Source organism: Pseudoalteromonas sp. R3 (assembly GCF_004014715.1).
Classification (GTDB): Bacteria; Pseudomonadota; Gammaproteobacteria; order Enterobacterales; family Alteromonadaceae; genus Pseudoalteromonas.
In genome coordinates this window covers 3,696,152-3,718,362 of record NZ_CP034835.1, presented here as the reverse complement: position 1 = coordinate 3,718,362, position 22,211 = coordinate 3,696,152, and the positions used below count along the sequence as shown (strand labels likewise).

The window sequence follows — 22,211 nt, the reverse complement described above, 5'->3', positions numbered from 1 at the left end:
GCGCAAATGGTGCCCTTTTTACTGCCTCCCTCATTGTTGTCTGGATCCTAAATCGGTTTACGCTGAACGAAAAATATGCTTTATTTATATTTATTTAGCCCGAATATTCGCCATGCAGTTTCTGAAAACCGTGATCTATGTTGATAGTGTCGAAGAGGTACTGGACTTTTATTATCAGGCATTTGGCCTGAGTGCCTGTGGTCTCAGCGAGGACGGGGATTATGGTGAGCTGGATACCGGAGAAGTGCTACTGGCATTTGCCACACACCCAGTTGCTCAGGCGCAGTTTAAACAAAGCTATATCCGTAGTCAGCCCAAGCAGCCTGCACTGGGGTTTGAATTGACATTAGGTTGTGAGAATGTCGCAAAAAGCTACGACAAAGCGGTTGAGGCAGGCGCAGAGCCTTTGTCGCCGCCCTGCCAAAAGGGAGAGCACACACAGGCTTATGTGCGCTCAATAGAAGGCACGCTCGTTGCCTTGGTTTGCGCAGACTAAGCGGGATTATTCAGACAATGCTCGGGCAAGGCCGACAGGCTCTATTTCTGTACAGACGTTGTCATCGTTCCAGTTAAGACCCAGCAGCGCGTTATCGTCGCGTAAATCTTCAATCCATTCGTCAAGCAGCTCGTCAAGTGCGATGGCGATAGGTTTAAAATCAGCCCACTCATCACGACATTGTGCTTTTGCATTGTCTTCGTTATCCCACAACAGTAACACGTCTGATTCTTCAAACTGGTTAGAGTCAACGACAACCAGGCCGCCATCTTCTGAGCCCAGTGCCCACACTTGCTCCTGTTCTTTCGCTGCAACGACAAAACTGACTACTTCCGATTCTATTTCGATGTCACTCATGGTGTATTTCCAAAGTTAACGAGCTTCTACCAATTTCACTTAATACTTGTTCAATTTGAAGGAGAAAATACGACGCTATCGGCGTTAAAAGTTTCTCATTTAGAGCGACTAAATAGCGAAATTTTCGCCTTGTTATCGACCCTATTTTCTCGCCTCAAAATAGCACACTTAATTAAGCAAATTGGTATTACGCTCTGGGATCTGTAAGACGTGCCTCATCAAGAGACTGCCACTGGTCATAAAACTGCTCCAGAGCACTGTACGCTGTTAAGTCGAACAGGTTTCTGAAGCGGATCCAATCCAGCAGGCAGTATAAACTGATCTGAAGATACTCGCAGTTTAAAAATACGTTTTCCTGACAACGCTGCTCTAATACTTTTAAGGTTTCAGCTATTCTGCCACGTTGAAGGTTAAAGAATAGTCTGTCTTCGTTAGTATCAAACTCAGAACGCTGGCACAGCAAAAGTTCTACCAGGGAATCGTTACAAGCATTAAGGATCGTCAAGAGGTTTTCTTGCTCCCAGTTGAGGTGGGGGAGGGAAAACTTCTGTTGTAAATAACGGGCAATGACATTTGAGTCTAATACCGCTTGATCATCAGCGAGCAGAAACGGTAACTTTCTTGCCGGGTTATATTGGTTAAGCGTCGTTCTGCCTTCATCACTGAAGATGTCCAGTTTTCGATAGTCCAGGGTAATATCATGGCGAAGGCAGTAGATGCGGATGCGCCTGACGTATGGAGACGTGTCGGAGCCGTATAAGATCATCACTCAATCCTTATGTTTTAGTTGGATGCGCAATGACTATAGCACTACTTTTATGTGGGTAGAAACAGAGCGGAGCAGACTTCAGAAATTACAAGCAGAGCTACCAGCAGCAGTAAGCTGCCAGTAGCAAATGGGCGTCGGTCGCTTAATCGACCCGGCTCGTTACTTCAAGCAGGTGATAACCGAACTGAGTTTGAACAGGCCCTTGTACTTCATTGATCGGTGCAGAAAAAACCACTTTGTCGAATTCTGGCACCATCATACCCGGTCCAAATTCTCCCAGCTCTCCTCCATCCTGACCGGACGGACAACTTGAATATTGCTTGGCAATGTCGGCAAAGTCTTCGCCTGATGCAATACGTTGCTTAAGCTCCAGGCACTGGGCTTCGTTATCGACCAAAATATGTCTTGCGCTGGCTAGTGTCATTATCTCTCCATGGGTGGTTAATTATTGCTCATACATTATTCTAATATAATTGGATTTAAAGCGCATTATTTAAGATCAAGTTCTTTTTCAATCGCAGCAATAAGCGGCTCTGACATAGGCTTAGTTCTACTATTGAACTGCTGAATTGTCTTGCGATCTGCGGAAATCAGATACTTATAAAAGTTCCACATGGGCGCCCCGCTTTGTTCACCGAGATGCTGGAAGACAGGGTTGGCATCACTGCCTCGGACCGCGCCGGTTGCCATCATGGTAAAGGTGACACCGTAGTTTATAAAGCATACTTCGGCTGTGTCTTTTTCGTCATTTTCTTCCTGGAAAAAATCATCCGAAGGAAATCCTAGTACAACCAGGCCTTTATCTGCATAGGCTTTGTGTAGTTTTTCCAGTCCGTCGAACTGACCGGTAAAGCCGCAATTACTGGCGGTATTGACCACCAACAAAGGCTTGCCTTTGAAAGCACACAAGTCAACCGTGTCTTTTGACCTCAACTTTCTGAACTCGTAGCCCGTGAAGTCATCACACGCTGCGCTCTTTGAGAAATTAGGGGCTTCACTGGCATGAATGGTGGCGCTGGTGAGCAGAGCGAAAGAGATCATTAACGGTTTTATCATTGGGGACTCCCTGAAACTGTTTTAAATTCAATGACTGAGTATACGCGGTACGACTATGTTCAGTTCACAGTTTATCCGTTGAACAGCGTGATTCAAGCGTACAAAGTATCGTGCTGGTATTTATTGGCTAAACTGAATGCAATGAATGACAAAATTGCTCCGGTAAATTGGGTTACCAAAACAGGGTTTAGTTATGGAAAACAACAAGGTATTGATTATCGATAGTAGTAGTGTGCTGGCTATGAGACTGAAGGTATTATTTGAGTTACTGGGGTGTGAAGTGGTACACCTGCACTTTCAGGTATTGCACAAAGTTCAGGATTTTTTTGCCTACCATGTTGTCGCAATTGCGCATGGGCTGCCCGATACTACGTTCGATTCATTGTCTGCACTTAGAGATCATGATCGTTTGATTTTATTGGCCCCCAAGCCTGAAAACTCGGAACATGTAGAGGCATTCAGTCGCCTAAACCGGATGCTGTGCAATGCCATTGTGATTTACCCCTTTTATGGCAACAAAGACATTACCAGCTTACTGGAGCGAGTACTTGAGACGGGCGATCAGGACCGTCTTGAGCTGCCCAAAATTTTATTGGTTGACCACAGAGAGGACCGGCTTGCACGTCTGGCAGCCAGTTTGCGTGGCGCACAGCTTTCGGTGGTCACCGCGCACTGTATTGCCGAGGCAATGCAACAAGCGAGAAGTCATCATATCGATTTGTTGATTTGTGACTTCAATCTGGAGCAGGGAAGTGGGCTGGATGTCTTTAAAATGGTGCGTCAGATCCATCGCGATACCCGTTGTTTGCTGATGACCTCGCGGCAAGATCAGGTTGATATGATGGAAGCTATCCGCCAGGGAGTCGAAGACGTACTAACCAAGCCCATCGATGAAGGTGCGCTGCTGCAATCTTTGCACAAACTGTGGCAGAGCGAGTTGCTGCGTCGACATAATCAGGAGCTGGTTGAGCGTTTACAGGATACCGTTGATGCGTTAATTGAAAGAGACAGTTTACTACGAGTGATTTATAAGCATACGCCGGATCCCATTATGCTGTTTAATCTGGAAGGTTATGTCATTGAGGCCAATGATGGTTGCAGTACTCTGCTGCGCCTGCCCAGCGATCAGCTGCAACAGCACTCGATATTTGACCTGTTTGAGCCTGCATCAGTTGCAGCATTGCAAGACGCAATAAATGATGCTGGCATCTTGCGCCATTTTAATTGTGAGCTGGTGTTGCCACAGGAGGACGGGCCGAGTATCCCCCTGATGGGCACTTTTATTGAAATTGATCATCATGGCGAAATTGCGTTGGCGGCAATTTTTAAGAATGTTGCTCAATTAAAGCGTAAACAACAGTTACTGGAAGAAGCCAAAGAAGTACTTGAGGTAGAAGTTCAGGCGCGTACGGCCCAACTTCAGGCTGCCAAAGAGGCCGCGGAGGCCGCAAATATCAGTAAATCTGAGTTTCTGGCGAATATGTCACATGAACTCAGAACGCCTATGCACTCTATCCTTAGTTTTGCCCGTTTCGGGCTCGATAAACTAAGTGGCGACGAGATACCCGTTGGCAAGCTGGAAAAATATTTGTCTCGTATCGAAACCAGTGGCGAACGTTTACTGTTGTTACTGAACAACTTACTGGACTTGTCCAAGCTGGATGCCGGGCGTTTTCCTTTTAATCCTTCAGCGCATAACTTACTAACCCTAATTCATACCGCCAAAGAAGATGTTTCAGGTCTGGCGATGGCGCGCCATATCCACATTGAACTGGATGCGCAGGATGACACCATCATACTGTTTTGTGACGCTGAGCAGCTCACTCAGGTAATGAGAAATTTATTGGGCAATGCGCTGAAATTTAGCCCTGAAGGCAGTGAAGTCAGCGTCACTGTCATGCAAAAATCAGGGTATGTACACCTGTTGGTGCGTGATAAAGGTGTTGGGATCCCAGAGGATGAACTGGAGCATATTTTTGATAAATTTGCACAGAGTAGTAAAACCAACAGCGGTGCAGGTGGAACGGGGCTTGGGCTGGCAATCTGCAAAGAGTTTGTCTTGTTACATAAAGGGTGTATTTATGCGGAGAACAACCCAGATGAGGGCGCCTGTATTCATATTGAACTGCCAATTCAGGCACAGCACTAGCGCCATCGTGAATCACTGTCTATAACTAAAGGATGAGTGTCACCGCTGGCTTTGTGGCTTTATTATGGGTTGGCGGATGACAAGAGCTTGGCAACGGAAAAGGAACTGTGTTATGGCATTGCAACGAATCCTGGCGGTGGATGATGAACCTTTCAACCTTGAAATCATTGAAGAAATACTTGAAGACCTTGATTTTGAACTGCTTACGGTAACCAGTGGGCAGCAGTGTTTGGATGTGGTTGAAGATTTTGCCCCTCAGGTTGTTTTGCTGGACGTAAGTATGCCGCAAATGAATGGCTATGAGGTCTGTAAAAAGCTTAAAGCAAATTTGCAAACTCAAGACATCATAGTGATGTTTGTGTCGGCACGGGGCTCGGTTGAAGAGCGTATGGAAGGTTATGCCGTGGGCGCCGAAGACTACATTGTTAAGCCTTTTGGCCACAATGAACTCAAGGCTAAGCTACTCAATCTGGGGCAAATGTTACTGGAGCGAGATATCCTCGAGCAGCAGGTAGAGGACGCCACCTCCACAGCATTTAACGCCATGGCAACCAGTAGTGAGATGGGTTTTATCGTTAATTATATCGAGCAGATCGGTGCAATTGATGATATTCAGGCGTTAGCAAAAGCGCTGATCCAGTGTCTCAATAATTTGGGGTTAAGTTGTAATATCGAATTTCGGGTAGACGAGCAGCGCCATCATTTCGCATCGTCTGGACTGTGCTCCCCTATCGTACTGGAATTGTTTGAAATATTACGCTCTAAAGGCCGGTTACATGAGTTTACCAGCCGGATCCTAGTCAATTACAATCTGGTTAGTGTACTTATTTTGAACATGCCATCAGAAGATGCCGACAAGCATGGCCGGCTCAGAGATCACATCTGTTTTATTGCCAGCGTCACTGAGCAGCAGTTACTGGCCATCCTGACGCGTAAACAACTGATCTGTCAGCAGGCGGAATTGAATGAAGCCATTACCATGATCCACAGTAAGTTTACCGGCCTACTGGCTTTGCTCAACAACAACCGCAGTCAGAATGAATCGATCTTCAGAAATCTACAGGAAGTATTCGAGCAGCGGATCCCGACCATGGGGCTGGATGAAGATCAGGAAGTCTTCATATACCAACATATTGATGAAGCGATCCAGGGCTCCATCGCCCGAGAAGAAGCCATTATGCAGGTGCGTGAAGCATTCACTGAAATCGAAAGTGATTTGTCCTTGCTCAGTTCGGCTGGAAAGCAATCACAGTGACAAAAATTGAGACAGATACGGCCTGTACTAAAACTTGGATAGTCTGAGCGAGCCGCTGATGGACTGTATTTTGTTTCGGATTGAAGTAGATAAAATACACAGCTCCTGGCGGTGACATAGGTGTATGTATGAAGTTAAGCTTGTATAAGGCGTTGAAAATATAGTCTTCTAAGCATCTCTTGGCAGGCCTTTCTCGATTATCCTGATCAATCTGGCGTTCTTGCGTTGTTGCTGAGTTTGTTTAGTGCGTTGTTGTTCAAGTGCCCAGACAATATGTTCCTTGACCAGCTCTGAGGCCGACTCAAGACGTGCCTCGAGTGCTTTCATAATGCCCGGATCTGGGTCGGCATTGCCCAGTCCAACGGCCAGATTACGCAGCCAGCGTTCATGACCAATACGACGAATGGGACTGCCTTCGGTATTTTTCAAAAACGTGGACTCATCCCAGTTGAATAGGGTGACCAGCTCCTGCTCTTTGAGCTGCTGGCGGGGATGGAAGTCGCTTTCGTCCGTGAGCTGGCCATAGCGGTTCCATGGGCAAACCAGTTGACAGTCGTCGCAACCATAGACTCGATTGCCCAGTAATGCGCGATACTGCTCGGGGATCGGGCCTTGTAGTTCAATAGTCAGATAAGAAATACACTTGCGAGCATCCACTACATAGGGTTCCACAATCGCACCCGTGGGGCAAAGCGTGATACAGGCATTACACTTGCCACAGCCTTCTTCTTGTGGGTGATTATCTACAGGTAAAGGCAGGTCAACAAACAGCTCACCAAGGAAAAACCAGGAACCGGCTTGCTTGTTGATCAGCAAGCTATTTTTGCCTCGCCAGCCCAGACCTGCCTTTTCAGCAAGCTGGCGTTCTAACACTGGCGCTGAATCAACGAACGGGCGAAAGCCAAACTGTCCGACTTCCTGCTCTATGCGCTGACCGAGTTTCTTTAACCGATTACGGATAACTTTATGATAGTCTCGGCCTAAAGCGTAACGGCTGATATAGGCCGTTTGCTTATTTTTAAGCGCACGGGCGAAGCTGGCGTCAGGTGGCAGGTAGTTCATTTTAACTGAGATTACTCTCTGCGTACCGGGCACCAGCTCAGCGGGGCGGGCACGTTTCATTCCATGGGCAGCCATGTAGTCCATTTCGCCATGATAGCCGTTATCGAGCCAACGCTGTAATTGCGCTTCATGTTCGCTGAGATCTATATCGGTGATACCAACTTCAGCAAAGCCAAGTTCTTTGCCCCAGAGCTTAATTTTTTCTGCAAGTTCAGTATAGTTAATATCAATAGAAGAATGAGTAGTGGTTGTCACGGCATGTCTATGTTACAAGCAAAATACCTGACTAATTTACCACAAGTTGCCTATACGGCCCAAGCGGTACAAGTCAATGAAGGCGAAGCGGCGCGCCAGGCAGGAACCACGCTAAGTGCATTAATGCAACGTGCGGCAGGCGCATTGTTTGAGTATGTCAGTAGCCTGTCACTTAGCGGCCCTGTACTGATCCTCGCAGGTAAGGGAAATAATGGGGGAGATGGCTACGTGCTGGCACACTTGTGTCACCAGGCGGGTATTGCTGTTGAAGTACTTGCGCTGTTTGACCCCGAGCAGCTTCAGGGAGATGCTCGCGCGGCTTATCGTCAATATCAGGGCGGTGGCGCTAAGGTGTCACGGCATAGTGCCGACTGGCAGGAGTCAGAGACGGTACCCGCTTTAATCGTGGATGCCGTGTTTGGCAGCGGCTTTCGTGGTCAGTTGCCAGAGCATGTCGCAGCGGTTTTCAGGCAACTCGCTCAGTATACGTCACATCGACTTGCGGTTGATATTCCCAGTGGTGTGAATGGCTCGACCAGTGAAGTTGCCGAGGATGCCTTTGTTGCGGACGTTACCATCACGTTTATTGCACTAAAGCAAGGCTTGCTCACCGGTTCCGCCAGACACCATGCTGGGACTGTCTTTCTGGCTGAGCTGGGGGTTGGGGGCGAATTTGCACAACTGGTATCTCCCTCAAGTCACTACTTTTCAGGTGAGTCTTTACTGGCAAAGCGCCCTGTACGCCCCGCTGACACCTATAAAAACCGCTGTGGCCATGTGCTGTTAATTGGTGGAGGTCCCGGTATGGCGGGAGCAATACGCCTTGCCGCCGAGGCATGTTTGCGCTCTGGTGCTGGTTTGGTCAGCGTTGCAACTCATCCTGATAATCAGACTATGGTGCTGCAGGGGCGCTATGAACTGATGGTACATGGTGTGACAGGCCCTGATGAACTGACCCCTTTACTGGACAAGGCTGATACCTTAGTGATTGGCCCTGGTTTAGGGCAATCTGCATGGGCGAGGTCACTGTTTGACAAGGTGATTCGCTGTTCTCATCAGGTAGTTGTTGACGCCGATGGGTTGAATTTGCTGGCGAGACAACCCAGGCAGTGGCAGAATGCTATTTTGACCCCACATTGGGGAGAAGCAAAGCGGCTGAGCGCAACTGTAGCGACCTTACCAAAAAGCAGCTCCAGATTCGAGATGAGCGATGTATTAGCACAGTATTATCAGGCTTGTGTGGTGTTAAAAGGGCCGGGTACATTGATTCAGCAGGCACAGCGAATAAATATCAACCGCTCAGGATGTGCCGCCATGGCTAGCGCTGGGATGGGTGATGTATTATCTGGTATAATTGCAGCTTTATTAGCGCAGGGCTTGAGTAAATTTGATGCGGCTATGTTAGCGGTGTATATTCATGGTCTTGCGGCCGAAAAAGCGGCACATGACGGCGCGCATGGGTTGCTGGCAAGTGATTTATTTGTCCATATTAGAGGTATTATCGGATGAGTGTCGATGCGACATTAGAAATTGAGCTGGCTGATGAAGCCGCAACGATTGCTTTGGGAAACCAACTTGCCAAGTTGATCGACTCTGGGGCGGTATTCTATTTGCATGGTGACTTGGGCGCTGGTAAAACAACTCTGACCCGCGGTATTGTGCAAGGTCTGGGTCATAAGGGTAATGTAAAAAGCCCGACTTATACCTTGGTTGAACCTTATGAGCTGGGGGATGCCTGTATTTATCACTTTGATTTGTATCGTTTAGGCGACCCGGAAGAACTAGAGTTTATGGGGATCCGAGATTATTTTGCCCCACATGCCGTTTGTATTGTTGAATGGCCAGAGAAGGGCGCTGGCGTGATCCCAACGGCAGATATGGACATTGACCTGGCTTATCATGACGAAGGGCGCCGTGCCGTATTGAGGCCACATACAGAACGAGGAAGGCAGCTTGCTCAAGCTATAAGTCTATATGCGTAGTGCGATAATAAAAATTAGCTTTACCCTGTTTGCGCTGAGTGTGTTGCTACTCGCCAGCGCTGCACAGGCAAAAAACAAAATCAACGGTGTGCGTGTCTGGCCTTCACCCGAAAGCACGCGCGTGGTGTTTGACCTGTCGGAAAAGCCTGAATACAGCTACTTTATGCTGAAAAACCCGCTGCGACTGGTTATCGATCTGGAAAATACCAGCAAACTCAAGCAACTTCCCACTTTGCCTAAAGAGCATAAAATCGTTGAGAAGCTCCGCTACAGTCAGGCCAAGAGTCGTAACAGTACTCGGGTAGTCATGGAGCTGAGCCGCACAGCTAAGCCGGTTATTTTTGCGCTTGCGCCGACCGGGCCATATAAAGACCGTTTGGTAGTGGATTTATACGGGCAGCAAAAAAGCCTTTACGCCAGCAAATCTAAACAAAGTAAGAAGCGTGAGCTGGTTAAAGACAGAGACATCATTGTTGCCATTGATGCAGGTCATGGTGGGGAAGACCCCGGCTCAATCGGACCTTCAGGGACTTACGAAAAAAACATCACTCTGCCGATAGCGAAACGACTTGCACGCTTAATTGATAAAGAACCTGGTATGCAGGCACGTCTGACCCGCACGGGTGATTACTATATTAAGCTCAATACCCGTACAGCACGAGCCAGAGAGCGCCAGGCTGATTTCTTTGTGTCTATCCACGCAGATGCCTTTTCTCGCCCGGAGCCCCGTGGTGCCTCAGTGTGGATCTTGTCATTACGTCGAGCCAATTCTGAAGTCGGTAAATGGCTTGAGGACAAAGAGAAGCACTCTCAGTTACTGGGCGGTGCGGCGGATGTGATAAAGGATACTGCGAACGAAAAATATCTGGCTAAGGCATTGCTGGATATGTCCATGGACCACTCAATGAAAACCGGTTTTAAGGTGGCGGAAGAAGTGGTAACCGAGCTGAAAAAAGTCACCAAGCTACATAAAAAGCGTCCTCAAGCGGCAAACTTTGGGGTACTAAAGTCACCGGATATTCCTTCCATTTTGGTTGAAACGGGTTTTATCTCTAATCCACAGGAAGAAAAACAGCTAAAAACCAGCTACCATCAGCAGCGCCTGGCGAATGCCATTTTTAAGTCGATCAAGCGGTATTATCAGCAAAACCCGCCAGATAACACTTTGTTTGCGAGCCTGAAAAACAACAAACCTCTGCGCCATAAAGTACAGCGGGGTGAATCTTTAAGTGTGTTGGCCGCCCGCTACGGCACGACGGTTTCGGCGCTAAAGAAGGCCAACCGGCTGACTAAAAATACTTTGTATATTGGTCAGGTACTGACCATTCCTAAGGCGTAGACTGTGGCTATTGAAATCTTACCAGCAAGATTAGCGAACCAGATAGCTGCTGGGGAGGTGGTTGAACGCCCGGCATCTGTCGTTAAGGAGCTGGTCGAAAATAGTATTGATGCGGGCGCGACACGCATACAAATAGACATAGAGCGTGGGGGCCATAAGCTCATCCGGATAAGGGACAATGGTGCCGGTATTGTCAAAGATGAGCTGACGCTGGCGCTGTCTCGTCATGCAACCAGCAAGCTTAAAACCTTGGACGACCTGGAATGCATTTCGTCGCTGGGCTTTCGCGGAGAGGCGCTGGCTTCGATCAGTTCTGTATCCAGGCTGACATTAAGTTCCAAGCCCGCCGATCAGGAAACGGCCTGGCAGGCGTTTGCTGAGGGGCGTGATATGACGGTTCAAATCCAGCCGACCGCTCACCCTAATGGGACCACCATTGAAGTCAAAGACCTGTTCTTTAACACCCCGGCCAGACGAAAGTTTTTACGTACTGAAAAAACCGAGTTTAGTCATATTGACGAATTGATTAAGCGTATTGCATTAAGTCGCTTTGACTTGGCCCTGACACTGACGCACAACCAAAAAGTGATCAGACAGTTTCGTGCCCGGCCGGATCCATACAGTGTGGAGCGGGTTGCTCAGGTTGCTGGTAAGGTGTTTTCACAGCAAGCCAGTTTTGTTGAGTCCGGTCACGATGGCCTGAAATTGTATGGTTGGGTGTTGCCGGTAGGAAGCAATAATCAGACCCAATATACTTATGTAAACGGGCGGATGATGCGAGATAAATTGATCCTGCATGCTATCCGACAAGCGTTTGAAGAAACAATCGGGGCCGTTGATACGCCGGGTTTCGTGATTTACCTGGAGCTAGATCCAACTCAGGTTGATGTGAATGTGCACCCTGCTAAGCATGAAGTACGGTTTCACCAGGCACGTTTGATCCATGATTTTATTGTTCAGGCTGTGAAGCAAGTCGTACTGAGTGAGCGACCAGAACTACCATTACACCAAGCGGATGCTCAAGTGGCTGCGGGCGCGGTAACTGACACAATAAGTCATAGCGAGCCAGTGGGGTCTGAGCAATTGACCTTACAGCAGACGCGTCAGCATCAGGCTTATCGTACACCGCTACAAAGTGAATATTCAGGGGTGCGCGACAACGCTTTTTCATCAGCTCGCGGGCCCTCATCCGGTACGATAAATGTAAACCCAAATCATCGCGGTGGTGCGAAAAACAACACCAGTTCAGTCTCTGCTAAGCCTCCTCAGGTTAATGTCAACGAGCTGTATCAGGGGATGCTTACCACGGCACATTCGCCGCAGGAAATTCCAAGAACTGAGGAAACTGCGGTTCATCATGAAGTAGCAGTAACCCAGTTTTTACCTCTAAATAGCGGTGCAGTCCTCTTTACTAAGGGCTCTGAACTCAGGCTGGGCCATTGTCGAGATGGTCTGATAGAAACCTGGCAGACACAGCTTGAACAGGACGGTACTTTACAGGGCAAAGCATTGTTACTACCCGTGCGCGTTAACTTAAGTGCGCAGGAGATTGCTCATATTGCGCAGCAGGAGTCCTGGCTGACTTTACTGGGGTTTGCTATCCAGGCACACGAACGCTACGTGATGGTGAAAAAGTTGCCCTTAAGTCTGTATAGTCTGGATGTGCCCCAGTGCCTGGACAGAGTATTTGATGCTTGTTCGGCAGAGGCGCAGACATTGGAAGATTGGTTAAACTGGCTGCAAACTACGACGCCTGTGAGTTACTTTGACTCCCAACACTTTGCGGCAGCCATTGAAAAAATATTAAAAAATGCCAGAAGCTGTGCTCAAATTGAAGCAAAAGCGGTTACAATAGACCAAAGCAAGCTGAAAAGCTTGTCCCAGCAAGAGCCATAAGGTCTTGTCCTGGCTGTAACCCGATGTGTTGCAGCACCAACAGCAGTAGAGAAACAGCGTGCAAGCAAAACCCGTTATTACCTTGATGGGGCCAACCGCCGCCGGTAAAACCGCGTTGGCTATTGAGCTCTGTCAGCATTTAAATAGTGAGATTATCAGTGTGGACTCTGCACTGGTCTACAAAGGCATGGATATAGGTACCGCTAAACCTGATGCTGCTGAACAGGCTATGGCACCGCACCACCTGATTGATATGTTGGATCCGGCTGAAAGTTACTCTGTTGCAGATTTTCGCCGTGATGCCATTGTCTGCATTGACCGCTTGCATGAGCAGGGCAAAGTGCCTGTGCTGGTTGGTGGCACTATGATGTATTTTAAAGGCCTGATTGAAGGCTTATCGCCTTTGCCTGAAGCCTGCCCACAAGTGCGTGAAGCACTTGAGCAAGAAGCAAAAGCGCTAGGCTGGCCGGCTTTGCATGCACAATTGGTGAAGATTGATCCACAGGCGGCGGCGAAAATCAGCGAGAATGATTCACAGCGTATCAACAGAGCGTTGGAAGTGCACCGTTTAACGGGCAAAACCATGACTGAATTGCAAAAAGCCAAACAAGCGCCTTTGCCTTATCAGTTTCACCAGTTTGCAATTGCCCCGAAGGATCGTAAGATATTGCACGAAAGGATAGAAAAAAGATTTAAAATAATGCTGGATCAGGGCTTTAAAAACGAAGTTTTGGCCTTATATCAGCGGAATGATTTGCATCCGGATTTGCCTTCCATTCGTTGTGTGGGATATCGGCAGATGTGGGAGCATTTGGCTGGCGAGTGCGATTATGAAGAAATGCTCTTCAAAGGAATTGCAGCAACCAGGCAGTTAGCGAAGCGCCAATTAACCTGGTTACGTAGTTGGCCAGATGTCACCTGGCTTGAAACGGACGGGCAAGAAAACTTGCAACGTGTATTAAGTTCGCTAAGCTAATAGAGGTTGGGGAAATTTTTTTATTCAGATTACTTCAACTATCTCAACATAATAACACCTAGAACGAAGGATAAGAACATGGCAAAAGGCCAATCGTTACAAGACCCATTTTTGAATGTCTTACGTCGTGAGCGCATTCCCGTTTCCATCTTTTTAGTTAACGGTATCAAATTACAAGGCAAGATCCAGTCCTTTGATCAGTTCGTCATCTTGCTTGAAAACACAGTAAATCAGATGGTTTACAAACACGCCATTTCGACCGTGGTGCCTGCTCGTGCTGTAAATTTCCAGAACACACAAGGCAATGACAGTGCAGAACATGGCGAAGATGGTAACTTTTAATCGTTTTTAGTCGATAGTAGGAGCGTAATGCTTGTTTGACCGTTATGAAGCCGGCGAACAGGCAGTCTTAGTACATATAGAGTTTCCGAATGAAGGAGATCGAGAAGATCTTCGCGAACTGGAGATGCTAGTGTCTTCTGCTGGTGTTAGTTGTTTGACGGTTGTGCAAGGCAGCCGTCAGGCGCCTCATCCGAAATTGTTTGTCGGAACGGGGAAAGCAGAAGAAATCGCTGAGATTGTCAGAACTCACAATGCAGATGTCATCATCTTTAATCATCAACTCAGTCCCTCTCAAGAGCGCAACTTAGAGCGTGTCTGCCGTTGCCGGGTATTAGATAGAACGACCTTAATTTTGGATATTTTTGCTCAGCGTGCACGAACCCACGAGGGTAAGTTGCAGGTTGAACTGGCGCAGTTGCGACATATTTCAACTCGCCTGATCCGTGGCTGGACCCACCTTGAAAGACAAAAAGGCGGGATCGGCTTGCGCGGGCCGGGTGAAACACAGCTCGAAACCGACCGTCGTTTACTCAGAGAGCGGATCAAGAGTATTCGTAAGCGACTGGAGAAAGTTGCGACGGTGCGTGAACAGGGGCGCCGGGCACGTAGCCGTAACGAGATCCCCACAGTGTCTTTGGTCGGCTATACCAATGCGGGCAAATCAACCTTGTTTAATCATGTCACGCATGCCGATGTATACGCCGCGGATCAGCTGTTCGCGACCTTAGACCCGACATTGCGTAAGCTTGAAATTGCGGATGTCGGACCGGTGATCTTTGCCGACACCGTTGGTTTTATTCGCCATTTACCTCATGATTTAGTGGCTGCGTTTAAAGCAACGCTTACAGAAACCCGCGAAGCGGATTTGCAGCTTCACATAGTGGATGTGGCTGATCAGAGAAGAAAAGAGAACATAGAAGAGGTACAATCGGTCCTTAAAGAAATTGAGGCTGATGAGATCCCTCAGTTGCTGGTTTACAACAAAATTGATCTGGTTGAGGAGATCAACCCTAAAATAGACAGAGACGATCAAGGCCTACCTGTGCGTGTGTGGTTGTCTGCGCATACTGGTGAAGGCAGTGAATTGCTTGAGCAGGCGATTTCGGAGCTATTAGCAAAGAAAATTTTTGCCCATAAGCTCATCGTGCCACCTGCTTTTGGCAAGTTACGTGGAGCGTTGTTTAACCTCAATGCAGTAAACGGCGAGTCTTATGATGAGACCGGAAATTGGTTGCTGGACGTTAGATTGCCACAGGCAGACTGGGAAAGACTTAAAAAAGAGCAGGGCCAGGAAATAGAGCAATTTGTGGTTGGGGATTGAAAAAGCCATATATCGCACGCATTTCTCTATTAGATCTCTGTGTTTTTTGTTAGATTTAGATTAATTCATTTTATAACAATGGAGTATAGCTATGGCCTGGAACGAACCGGGTAATAATGGCAACGATAACGACCCGTGGAAAAACCGCGGCGGTCGTGATCAGGGGCCACCTGACTTAGACGAGGTATTCCGCAAATTTAACAACAAGTTTGGCGGTATGTTTGGCGGTAAGCCAGGCAAAGGCGGTGGTATCGGCGGTGCCGGTACGGTATTTGTACTGCTGATAGCCTTTGTTGTCTGGGCACTGAGCGGTATTTACACAGTAAAAGAAGCCGAACGTGGCATCGTGCTGCAATTCGGTGAATTTAACCGTATAGCCGAGCCGGGTCTTCGCTGGAAAATGACCTTTGTTGAACGTGTTATCCCCATTGATATTGAAGCGGTTCGCTCATTGTCGGCATCCGGCTTCATGCTGACGGAAGACGAAAACGTGGTTAGTGTTGAGTTTGAAGTACAGTATCGAGTGGTTGACCCGACTTTGTATCGCTTCAGCGTAACCGATGCCGATCACAGCTTACAGCAGGCGCTTGATAGTGCATTGCGTTATGTTGTGGGTCACTCTCGCATGGACCAGGTCTTAACCACCGGTCGTGAATTAGTACGTCAGCGTACCTGGGATGAACTAACCAAAATCATCGAGCCCTATAACCTGGGTATTATCGTCACTGATGTGAACTTCAAAGATTCACGTCCGCCTGCAGAAGTAAAAGATGCATTCGATGATGCCATCGCAGCGCAAGAGGATGAAGAGCGTTTCATTCGTGAAGCCGAAGCATACGCAAGAGAAATTGAGCCGCGTGCCCGTGGTCAGGTTACTCGTATGACCCAGGAAGCAGAAGGTTATAAAGAGCGCATCACGCTAGAGGCACAGGGTGAGGTTGAGCGTTTTGAAAAGCTACTGCCAGAGTATCAGGCAGCCAAGCAAGTTACCCGTGAACGTCTGTACATCGAAACTATGGAACAAGTACTGGGTAACAGCTCTAAAGTACTGGTCGATGTAAAAGGCGGTAATAACATGATGTACCTGCCACTGGATAAAATTATGCAGCAAGGTAAGTCGGGCACCCAGGTGACTCTGCCGAGCCAGAACGACATCAATCAGCTTCGCCAGTCGCTGGGCCAGTCACGTAACAGTACGGTAAACAGCAGTGATGACCGTTTTTCACGTGACCGTTTTAACAATGGTGGGAGGTAACTGACATGAAAAACATGACTATTGTAGGATTGCTCATTGTTGCATTTCTGACTTTTTCGTCGGTGTTTGTTGTGACAGAAGGGCAGCGCGCCATTGTTTTACTATTCAGTAAAGTACAAAAAGACAGTCAGGACAATGCCGTGGTCTATGAACCAGGCCTGCACCTGAAAGTGCCTTTCTTCAGCCAGGTACGCCGTATTGATGCGCGTATTCAGACTCTGGATGGTGCACCAGATCGTTTTGTTACCAGCGAGAAGAAAGACTTGATCGTTGATTCATTCGTCAAGTGGCGTGTTAACGATTTCTCTGCGTACTATCTGCGTGCCAGAGGTGACAAGCAGTACGCTGAGACCCTGCTTAAACAGAAAGTGAACAATGGTCTGAGAACAAACTTTGGTTCCCGTACCATCAAAGAGATCGTGTCAGGTGAACGTAGTGAACTGATGGAAGAAGCACTGGTACAGGCCTCTGAAAGCGCTCAGGAGCTGGGTATTGAAGTACTGGATGTGCGGGTTAAGCAAATCAACCTGCCGAATGAAGTCAGTAACTCTATTTTCCAGCGGATGCGTGCTGAGCGTACTGCGGTGGCAAAAGAGCACCGCTCTGAAGGTCAGGAAAAGGCGGAGATCATTCGCGCTGAAGTGGACCGCCGGGTAACTGTTATGTTGGCAGACGCAGAGCGTAATGCTCGTGCTGTACGAGGTCAGGGTGATGCGCTAGCGGCAAAAATTTATGCTGATGCCTATAACAAAGATCCAGAGTTCTTTGGCTTTGTTCGCTCACTGGAAGCATACAAAAATACCTTCACCAGCAAAGGTGATGTCATGGTGTTGTCACCAGACAGTGAATTCTTCGATTATATGAAGAGCAAAAAAGGTGAATAAGTTAGCGTTCTTTTTACTGTAACAACGCGACTAAAGTCCGAACTGAAAAACCCCGCAGCAGCGGGGTTTTTTCTTTTCTAACCAGGTTCGAACACGCCAGCGGGCAATATCACCTGATCAGACGAGTTAAAGAAACTCTCTTAATTTCATTGGGATCCCAGCAAGTGCGGAAAAAATAGCCGTAATGGGGTGTTTTGATCGGGCTTTTCTGATAAAATCTGCGCCTAATTTTTTCTAAGTGATTTTGCAATGGGTAAAAACGTCGTTGTATTGGGCACCCAGTGGGGTGACGAAGGTAAAGGTAAGGTTGTAGACCTGCTGACAGATAAAGCTTCTTTGGTTGTTCGCTATCAGGGCGGACATAACGCGGGCCACACGCTGGTGATCAACGGTGAAAAAACCGTTCTGCACCTGATCCCGTCGGGCATTCTACGTGATAACGTAAAATGCATTATCGGTAACGGTGTGGTTTTGGCACCAGACGCACTAATGAAAGAAGTGCGTATGCTGGAAGAGCGTGGCGTACCAGTTCGTGAGCGCTTGCTTATCAGTGAAGCATGTCCGTTGATCCTGCCTTACCATGTTGCTTTGGACCAGGCACGTGAACTGGCTCGTGGTAATAAAGCAATCGGTACAACCGGTCGTGGTATCGGCCCAGCTTACGAAGACAAAGTAGCGCGCCGTGGCCTGCGAGTGGGCGACCTGTTCAACCCAGAGCAGTTTGCAGCTAAGCTGAAAGAGGTGCTTGAGTACCATAACTTCACCTTGGTTAATTACTACAAAGTAGACCCGGTTGATTTCCAGAAGACCTATGATGAAGCGATGGAAATTGCACAAATCCTGAAGTCTATGGTTGTTGACGTTACTGAGCTGTTGGATCAAACGCGTCTGAATGGCGATAACATCTTATTTGAAGGCGCTCAGGGTACTTTGCTTGATATCGACCACGGTACTTACCCATATGTTACCTCTTCGAATACCACTGCAGGTGGTGTAGCAACGGGTGCTGGTTTTGGCCCTCTGCACTTGGATTATGTACTGGGTATTGTGAAAGCCTACACCACGCGTGTTGGTTCAGGTCCATTCCCAACAGAGCTATATGACGGTCTGGACAAGCAAGATCCAGTTGGTAAGCACTTAGGTGAGAAAGGTCACGAGTTCGGTGCAACTACGGGTCGCCTGCGTCGTACAGGTTGGTTTGACGCAGTTGCTATGCGTCGTGCTATCCAGATTAACAGTATCTCAGGTTTCTGTCTGACTAAGCTGGATGTACTGGATGGCCTTGAAACCATCAAGATCTGTACTGGCTACCAGCTGGAAGATGGTACAGTCACTAACGTGACGCCACTGGCTGCGGAAGGTTATGAGAAAGTGACGCCTGTTTATGAAGAAATGCCAGGCTGGTCTGAAAACACTTTTGGAGCAACCACTGTTGAAGCGCTACCAGAAGCGGCTATCAACTACATCAAGCGTCTTGAAGAGCTGACAGGTGTACCAATCGATATCATCTCAACGGGCCCTGACCGCGTCGAGACTATGATTGTTCGCAACCCATTCGGCGAATAATTCTTAAAGAAAAAAGCTGCCTCGGCAGCTTTTTTTATGTCTGTAGTTTGTCTGTCACACCGACCGACGCGGTGGCACATTTATTGTATACTTAATATCACTGTGTCACAGGTACGTATTGAACATGAACAAGCATTTAAGTCCATTCTTAACTCTGGTTGTAAGTACTTGCTTACTCTTTAGTGGTAACTCTATCTCAGAAGAGGCAATTGAAGCTGTACCTCTTTACAGTCAAGCTGAGCTATTGGAACTGATTAGTCGCAATGCCCACCTCAAGCGTGTTAAAGATGATGAGTGTCAGTTGGTACAGGATATTGAAGCCCGTGCCGAAATAATGGCGCTGCCATCTTACCAGTTTCTGTATGGCGATATGCTGGCTTATGCCGTTTGTGTGGATCGTAATGTTGAACTTGGACTGTATTATATGCGTAGGGCTGCAGAGCAAGGGTTGGCACCGGCGCTGGAACAGCTTGGTCGCTATTATGATCTGGGTAAACTGGTGCAGATGGACAAGCGCATGGCGATCACCTATTTGCGCGAAGCGTCAGTATTGGGGAATTTGCAGGCTCAGTTACGGTTGGTCGATTTGTTTAATAAAGGGTATGGCAGCCCGCGTGATTACGAAGATGCCTATCGGTGGCTGTTTCATGCTGCGGTCGCAGACAAAAAACTACACAAGCGCATCGAAACGGCGTTGGCGTTACTGGCGCAGAAAATGCCGGACAGCGTGGTTAAACGTGCCCGGCTACCGATGTAAGTAATACTAATCTCCCAGTTTTTCTCCGATGGGGGCCTCTTTTTGAGCCGGATCTTTCAGGACCGATAGCTTAGGGGGTTGTAGCGCTAAAACCCGCTCACCGCTGCCTGGTGCGTCTTTTATGTCTGTTGTAAAAGGTCGCACTGGCAAGCCGTCGTCATTTTTACTGGCTTCTCCTATGATAAAAAGCGGGATAGCCTCTTTATTGACTTCCTGGTATTGCGCCCAGGTAAATTCTTCCGATAAGCGAGTTGCGCTCACCTTACCACCTTTGGCCATCATACTGCTTAGCTTGGCATAATTGCCTTCATCTCCAAACAATAGCTGACGTGACAAGAAAGTGGCACTGTCTTTGTTTGCTTTGGCATGATTCGTTGAGGACTTGAGGGAAAATACGTTTTGCTCGCCCAGTAAGTGTGAAAAGTATTGCACTCCAAGTGCGTTATGGTGGCGGTTGGGCGACAGTGCCATAACAGATTTCAGGCTGGTCAGTGGCAGGTAGCGCTCGGCATGCTCTGACTGTGGGTTACCATAGTAACAGGGCAGACCGTCCATACGTGCCATCTTACAGTTTTCCCATGCTGGATCAGACAAATAGACGTCGACACTTTGCTCTTTCAGGCCTTTGGCGATAGCACGGGATACATGGTTAGCACCAATCAGCAATAGGGTATTAGGGGCTGGTTGACGCACCTTAAGTAAACGCGCCAGAGGGGTGGCTGTGAGACTTTGTAGTATCACAGTGACAATGATCACGGTGAAAATCAGCGGTACCATCTTGTTAGCGTCAGGATAGCCCGACTGCATCATGCTTAGTGCGAATACGGAACCCACTGCTGCAGCAACGATCCCCCGCGGGGCTATCCAGGCCAGCAGCAACCGAGAGCGCAGTGGCAGATCACTGCCAAATGTCGATACTGCAATACTCAAAGGGCGCGCTACAAACAACACGATGGCCAGAAAGATGAACACCTCACTGTCGAGTAACATCAAATCTTCCAGTTGCAACCTGGCTGCCAGAAGGATGAACAAACTGGAGATCAAGATCATTGATAAGTCTTCTTTGAATTCCAGCACGGAATCAATTTCCAGATCATCCTGATTAGCCAGCCAGATACCAAAGATGGTCACCGCCAGCAGTCCAGATTCATGACTTAGGTGGTTGGCCAGAGTAAAACTGAACAAAACCAGCGCAAGAATACCAAACTTGTGTAACTCGTACGGCAGCCATTCCCGACGAATGATGGTGGTGGTCAGCCAGCCTGCAACAATCCCTACAGAGGTACCCACGCCCAGAGTTGAAAACAGCGCTAACATGGTATGGCTGAACACTGCGGCCTCTCCCACCTGATTGACTGCTTCAAACACCAGAACGGCGAATAACGCGCCGATGGGGTCGATGACGATACCTTCCCAGCGGAGGATCCGATCAATGTCTTTTTCCGGTCGCATGGCGTTGAGCATCGGCGCTATTACCGTGGGGCCGGTAACCACTAGCACTGCACCCAGTACTGCAGCTACCCGCCAGTCAAGTTCCAGCAGCCAGATAGCACTGGTAGTGAGGATAGCAAATGTCGTTAGCATACCTATTGAGCACAGGTTTCTCACGACCTTGCCGATACCTTTTAATTCATGAAAATGTAGTGTGAGTGCACCTTCAAATAAAATAATGGCAACAGACAAAGAGACAACAGGAAAAAGTAAATCACCAAGCAGCTGGTCGGGTTGTAATTGTCCGGAGACTGGACCCAGTATCAAGCCGGTGAGAAGTAAAAATAAAATAGCCGGAACCCGGCATACCCAGGCAAGCCATTGGGCTAAAACAGAAAATAACGCAATCCCGGCAATATAAATAGCTGACATAGCTGCTCCCGCAAGTTGGGGTAAATATAATTATAGTGTTTGCTTGGTTATAGCACAGACAAACCACAAATAAAGTGTTTACATTGCTTTAAGTGTGATAAGCCGAGCATCTCTGACGGTGCAGAAAAATAGTCAGCCAGATCACTTTAACCGTGTAATATTATGAAAAATATAAACTATTAATTGTATTTATGATGATTATAAATGAAAGTCACGAGGCAGGGTTGAAATGTAAGCTAGATCCGCGCTAAGGTATATAGCGTTAATTCGAGCGGGCTTTGCGCCCATCATCAATCTACTCATGTGCGCAATTATTCATTGCGATCAGGCCTTCTTTGCCGCACCAAACCATGGTGAGCCTGCAAAGAACGGCTCGACCAGCAGAGCAAGTCTCTCAGGTCACAATCAATCTTTCTTAGTTTTCGCAGCCACAGTTGCTTGTTAGTACTGAATAAATCAGTGCGTGCATGTCAGGGGTCTGTCTGTTTGCCGTTTCGAAATGTATGCTGTATTCGTGTGAGTGGGTATTTCGAAGCCGTTGTTATCTTATCTTTTTGTGGTCGCGTATGCTGACAAAGAAGCGTTGTAGTATCAACCAGAATACTGCGCGCATGAGGATATAAGGTAAAAC

The 22,211-nt window shown here is 47.9% G+C and carries 20 protein-coding genes; 14 read left to right on the top strand and 6 right to left on the bottom strand.

All coding sequences use genetic code 11. From position 1 onward, the window contains the following. Positions 1-112: 112 nt before the first annotated feature. Complete coding sequence (locus ELR70_RS21395) at positions 113-496, top strand: VOC family protein (RefSeq protein WP_054015993.1); 384 nt, start codon at positions 113-115, stop codon at positions 494-496. A 6-nt stretch (positions 497-502) separates the two neighbouring features. Here the strand turns inward: ELR70_RS21395 and ELR70_RS21390 are convergent, their stop codons facing one another. The 4 genes from ELR70_RS21390 to ELR70_RS21370 all read right to left on the bottom strand — a co-directional run bounded on the left by ELR70_RS21390 (position 503) and on the right by ELR70_RS21370 (position 2,678). Beyond that, a complete protein-coding gene (locus ELR70_RS21390; RefSeq protein ID WP_054015992.1) occupies positions 503-853 on the bottom strand; it encodes a DUF2750 domain-containing protein in 351 nt (116 codons plus the stop codon). A 187-nt stretch (positions 854-1,040) separates the two neighbouring features. After that, the gene (locus ELR70_RS21380) at positions 1,041-1,619 is read right to left on the bottom strand and encodes a glutathione S-transferase family protein (RefSeq protein ID WP_054015991.1); all 579 of its coding nucleotides are present in this window, start codon (positions 1,617-1,619) and stop codon (positions 1,041-1,043) included. 145 nt (positions 1,620-1,764) lie between these two features. Next, a complete protein-coding gene (locus tag ELR70_RS21375) occupies positions 1,765-2,046 on the bottom strand; it encodes a peptidylprolyl isomerase (protein ID WP_054015990.1) in 282 nt (93 codons plus the stop codon). Positions 2,047-2,111: 65 nt separating this feature from the next. Next, a complete protein-coding gene (locus tag ELR70_RS21370) occupies positions 2,112-2,678 on the bottom strand; it encodes a glutathione peroxidase (RefSeq protein WP_054015989.1) in 567 nt (188 codons plus the stop codon). A gap of 193 nt (positions 2,679-2,871) precedes the next feature. Here ELR70_RS21370 and ELR70_RS21365 point away from each other — a divergent pair, with 193 nt between their 5' ends. Both ELR70_RS21365 and ELR70_RS21360 read left to right on the top strand, forming a co-directional pair. Further along, entirely contained in the window at positions 2,872-4,827 is a 1,956-nt protein-coding gene (locus ELR70_RS21365) for an ATP-binding protein (RefSeq protein WP_054015988.1), read from the top strand. A 112-nt stretch (positions 4,828-4,939) separates the two neighbouring features. Then, on the top strand, positions 4,940-6,082 hold the full coding sequence (locus ELR70_RS21360) for a response regulator (RefSeq protein ID WP_054015987.1): 1,143 nt from the start codon (positions 4,940-4,942) through the stop codon (positions 6,080-6,082). 168 nt (positions 6,083-6,250) lie between these two features. Here ELR70_RS21360 and queG read toward each other — a convergent pair whose 3' ends face one another. After that, the gene (queG, locus tag ELR70_RS21355) at positions 6,251-7,399 is read right to left on the bottom strand and encodes a tRNA epoxyqueuosine(34) reductase QueG (RefSeq protein ID WP_054015986.1); all 1,149 of its coding nucleotides are present in this window, start codon (positions 7,397-7,399) and stop codon (positions 6,251-6,253) included. Between the two features lie 9 nt (positions 7,400-7,408). Here queG and ELR70_RS21350 point away from each other — a divergent pair, with 9 nt between their 5' ends. The 11 genes from ELR70_RS21350 to ELR70_RS21300 all read left to right on the top strand — a co-directional run bounded on the left by ELR70_RS21350 (position 7,409) and on the right by ELR70_RS21300 (position 19,717). Beyond that, positions 7,409-8,908, top strand: a complete 1,500-nt coding sequence (locus tag ELR70_RS21350) for an NAD(P)H-hydrate dehydratase (RefSeq protein WP_235577111.1) — start codon at positions 7,409-7,411, stop codon at positions 8,906-8,908. Beyond that, the gene (gene tsaE / locus ELR70_RS21345; protein WP_054015984.1) at positions 8,905-9,381 is read left to right on the top strand and encodes a tRNA (adenosine(37)-N6)-threonylcarbamoyltransferase complex ATPase subunit type 1 TsaE; all 477 of its coding nucleotides are present in this window, start codon (positions 8,905-8,907) and stop codon (positions 9,379-9,381) included. Before ELR70_RS21350 ends, tsaE begins: the two co-directional genes overlap by 4 nt. Then, positions 9,374-10,720 carry an N-acetylmuramoyl-L-alanine amidase gene (locus ELR70_RS21340; protein WP_054015983.1) on the top strand — a complete coding sequence of 449 codons (1,347 nt, stop codon included), beginning with the start codon at positions 9,374-9,376 and terminating at the stop codon, positions 10,718-10,720. Before tsaE ends, ELR70_RS21340 begins: the two co-directional genes overlap by 8 nt. Positions 10,721-10,723: 3 nt before the next feature. Further along, positions 10,724-12,616: a DNA mismatch repair endonuclease MutL gene (mutL, locus tag ELR70_RS21335; protein WP_054015982.1), complete on the top strand. Its 1,893-nt coding sequence runs from the start codon at positions 10,724-10,726 to the stop codon at positions 12,614-12,616. Between the two features lie 58 nt (positions 12,617-12,674). Further along, a complete protein-coding gene (gene miaA, locus ELR70_RS21330) occupies positions 12,675-13,592 on the top strand; it encodes a tRNA (adenosine(37)-N6)-dimethylallyltransferase MiaA (protein WP_082353226.1) in 918 nt (305 codons plus the stop codon). A gap of 78 nt (positions 13,593-13,670) precedes the next feature. Next, positions 13,671-13,934, top strand: a complete 264-nt coding sequence (gene hfq, locus ELR70_RS21325; protein WP_054015980.1) for an RNA chaperone Hfq — start codon at positions 13,671-13,673, stop codon at positions 13,932-13,934. Positions 13,935-13,965: 31 nt separating this feature from the next. Next, positions 13,966-15,255 carry a ribosome rescue GTPase HflX gene (gene hflX / locus ELR70_RS21320; RefSeq protein ID WP_054015979.1) on the top strand — a complete coding sequence of 430 codons (1,290 nt, stop codon included), beginning with the start codon at positions 13,966-13,968 and terminating at the stop codon, positions 15,253-15,255. A 91-nt stretch (positions 15,256-15,346) separates the two neighbouring features. After that, positions 15,347-16,510 carry an FtsH protease activity modulator HflK gene (hflK, locus tag ELR70_RS21315; protein WP_054015978.1) on the top strand — a complete coding sequence of 388 codons (1,164 nt, stop codon included), beginning with the start codon at positions 15,347-15,349 and terminating at the stop codon, positions 16,508-16,510. Positions 16,511-16,515: 5 nt separating this feature from the next. Then, complete coding sequence (gene hflC, locus ELR70_RS21310) at positions 16,516-17,394, top strand: protease modulator HflC (protein ID WP_054015977.1); 879 nt, start codon at positions 16,516-16,518, stop codon at positions 17,392-17,394. 249 nt (positions 17,395-17,643) lie between these two features. Then, a complete protein-coding gene (locus tag ELR70_RS21305) occupies positions 17,644-18,960 on the top strand; it encodes an adenylosuccinate synthase (protein ID WP_054015976.1) in 1,317 nt (438 codons plus the stop codon). A gap of 124 nt (positions 18,961-19,084) precedes the next feature. Then, complete coding sequence (locus ELR70_RS21300) at positions 19,085-19,717, top strand: tetratricopeptide repeat protein (RefSeq protein WP_054015975.1); 633 nt, start codon at positions 19,085-19,087, stop codon at positions 19,715-19,717. 6 nt (positions 19,718-19,723) lie between these two features. Here ELR70_RS21300 and ELR70_RS21295 read toward each other — a convergent pair whose 3' ends face one another. Next, positions 19,724-21,580, bottom strand: coding sequence for a sodium:proton antiporter (locus ELR70_RS21295; RefSeq protein ID WP_054015974.1), 1,857 nt, complete (start codon positions 21,578-21,580; stop codon positions 19,724-19,726). Between the last annotated feature and the right edge of the window lie 631 nt (positions 21,581-22,211).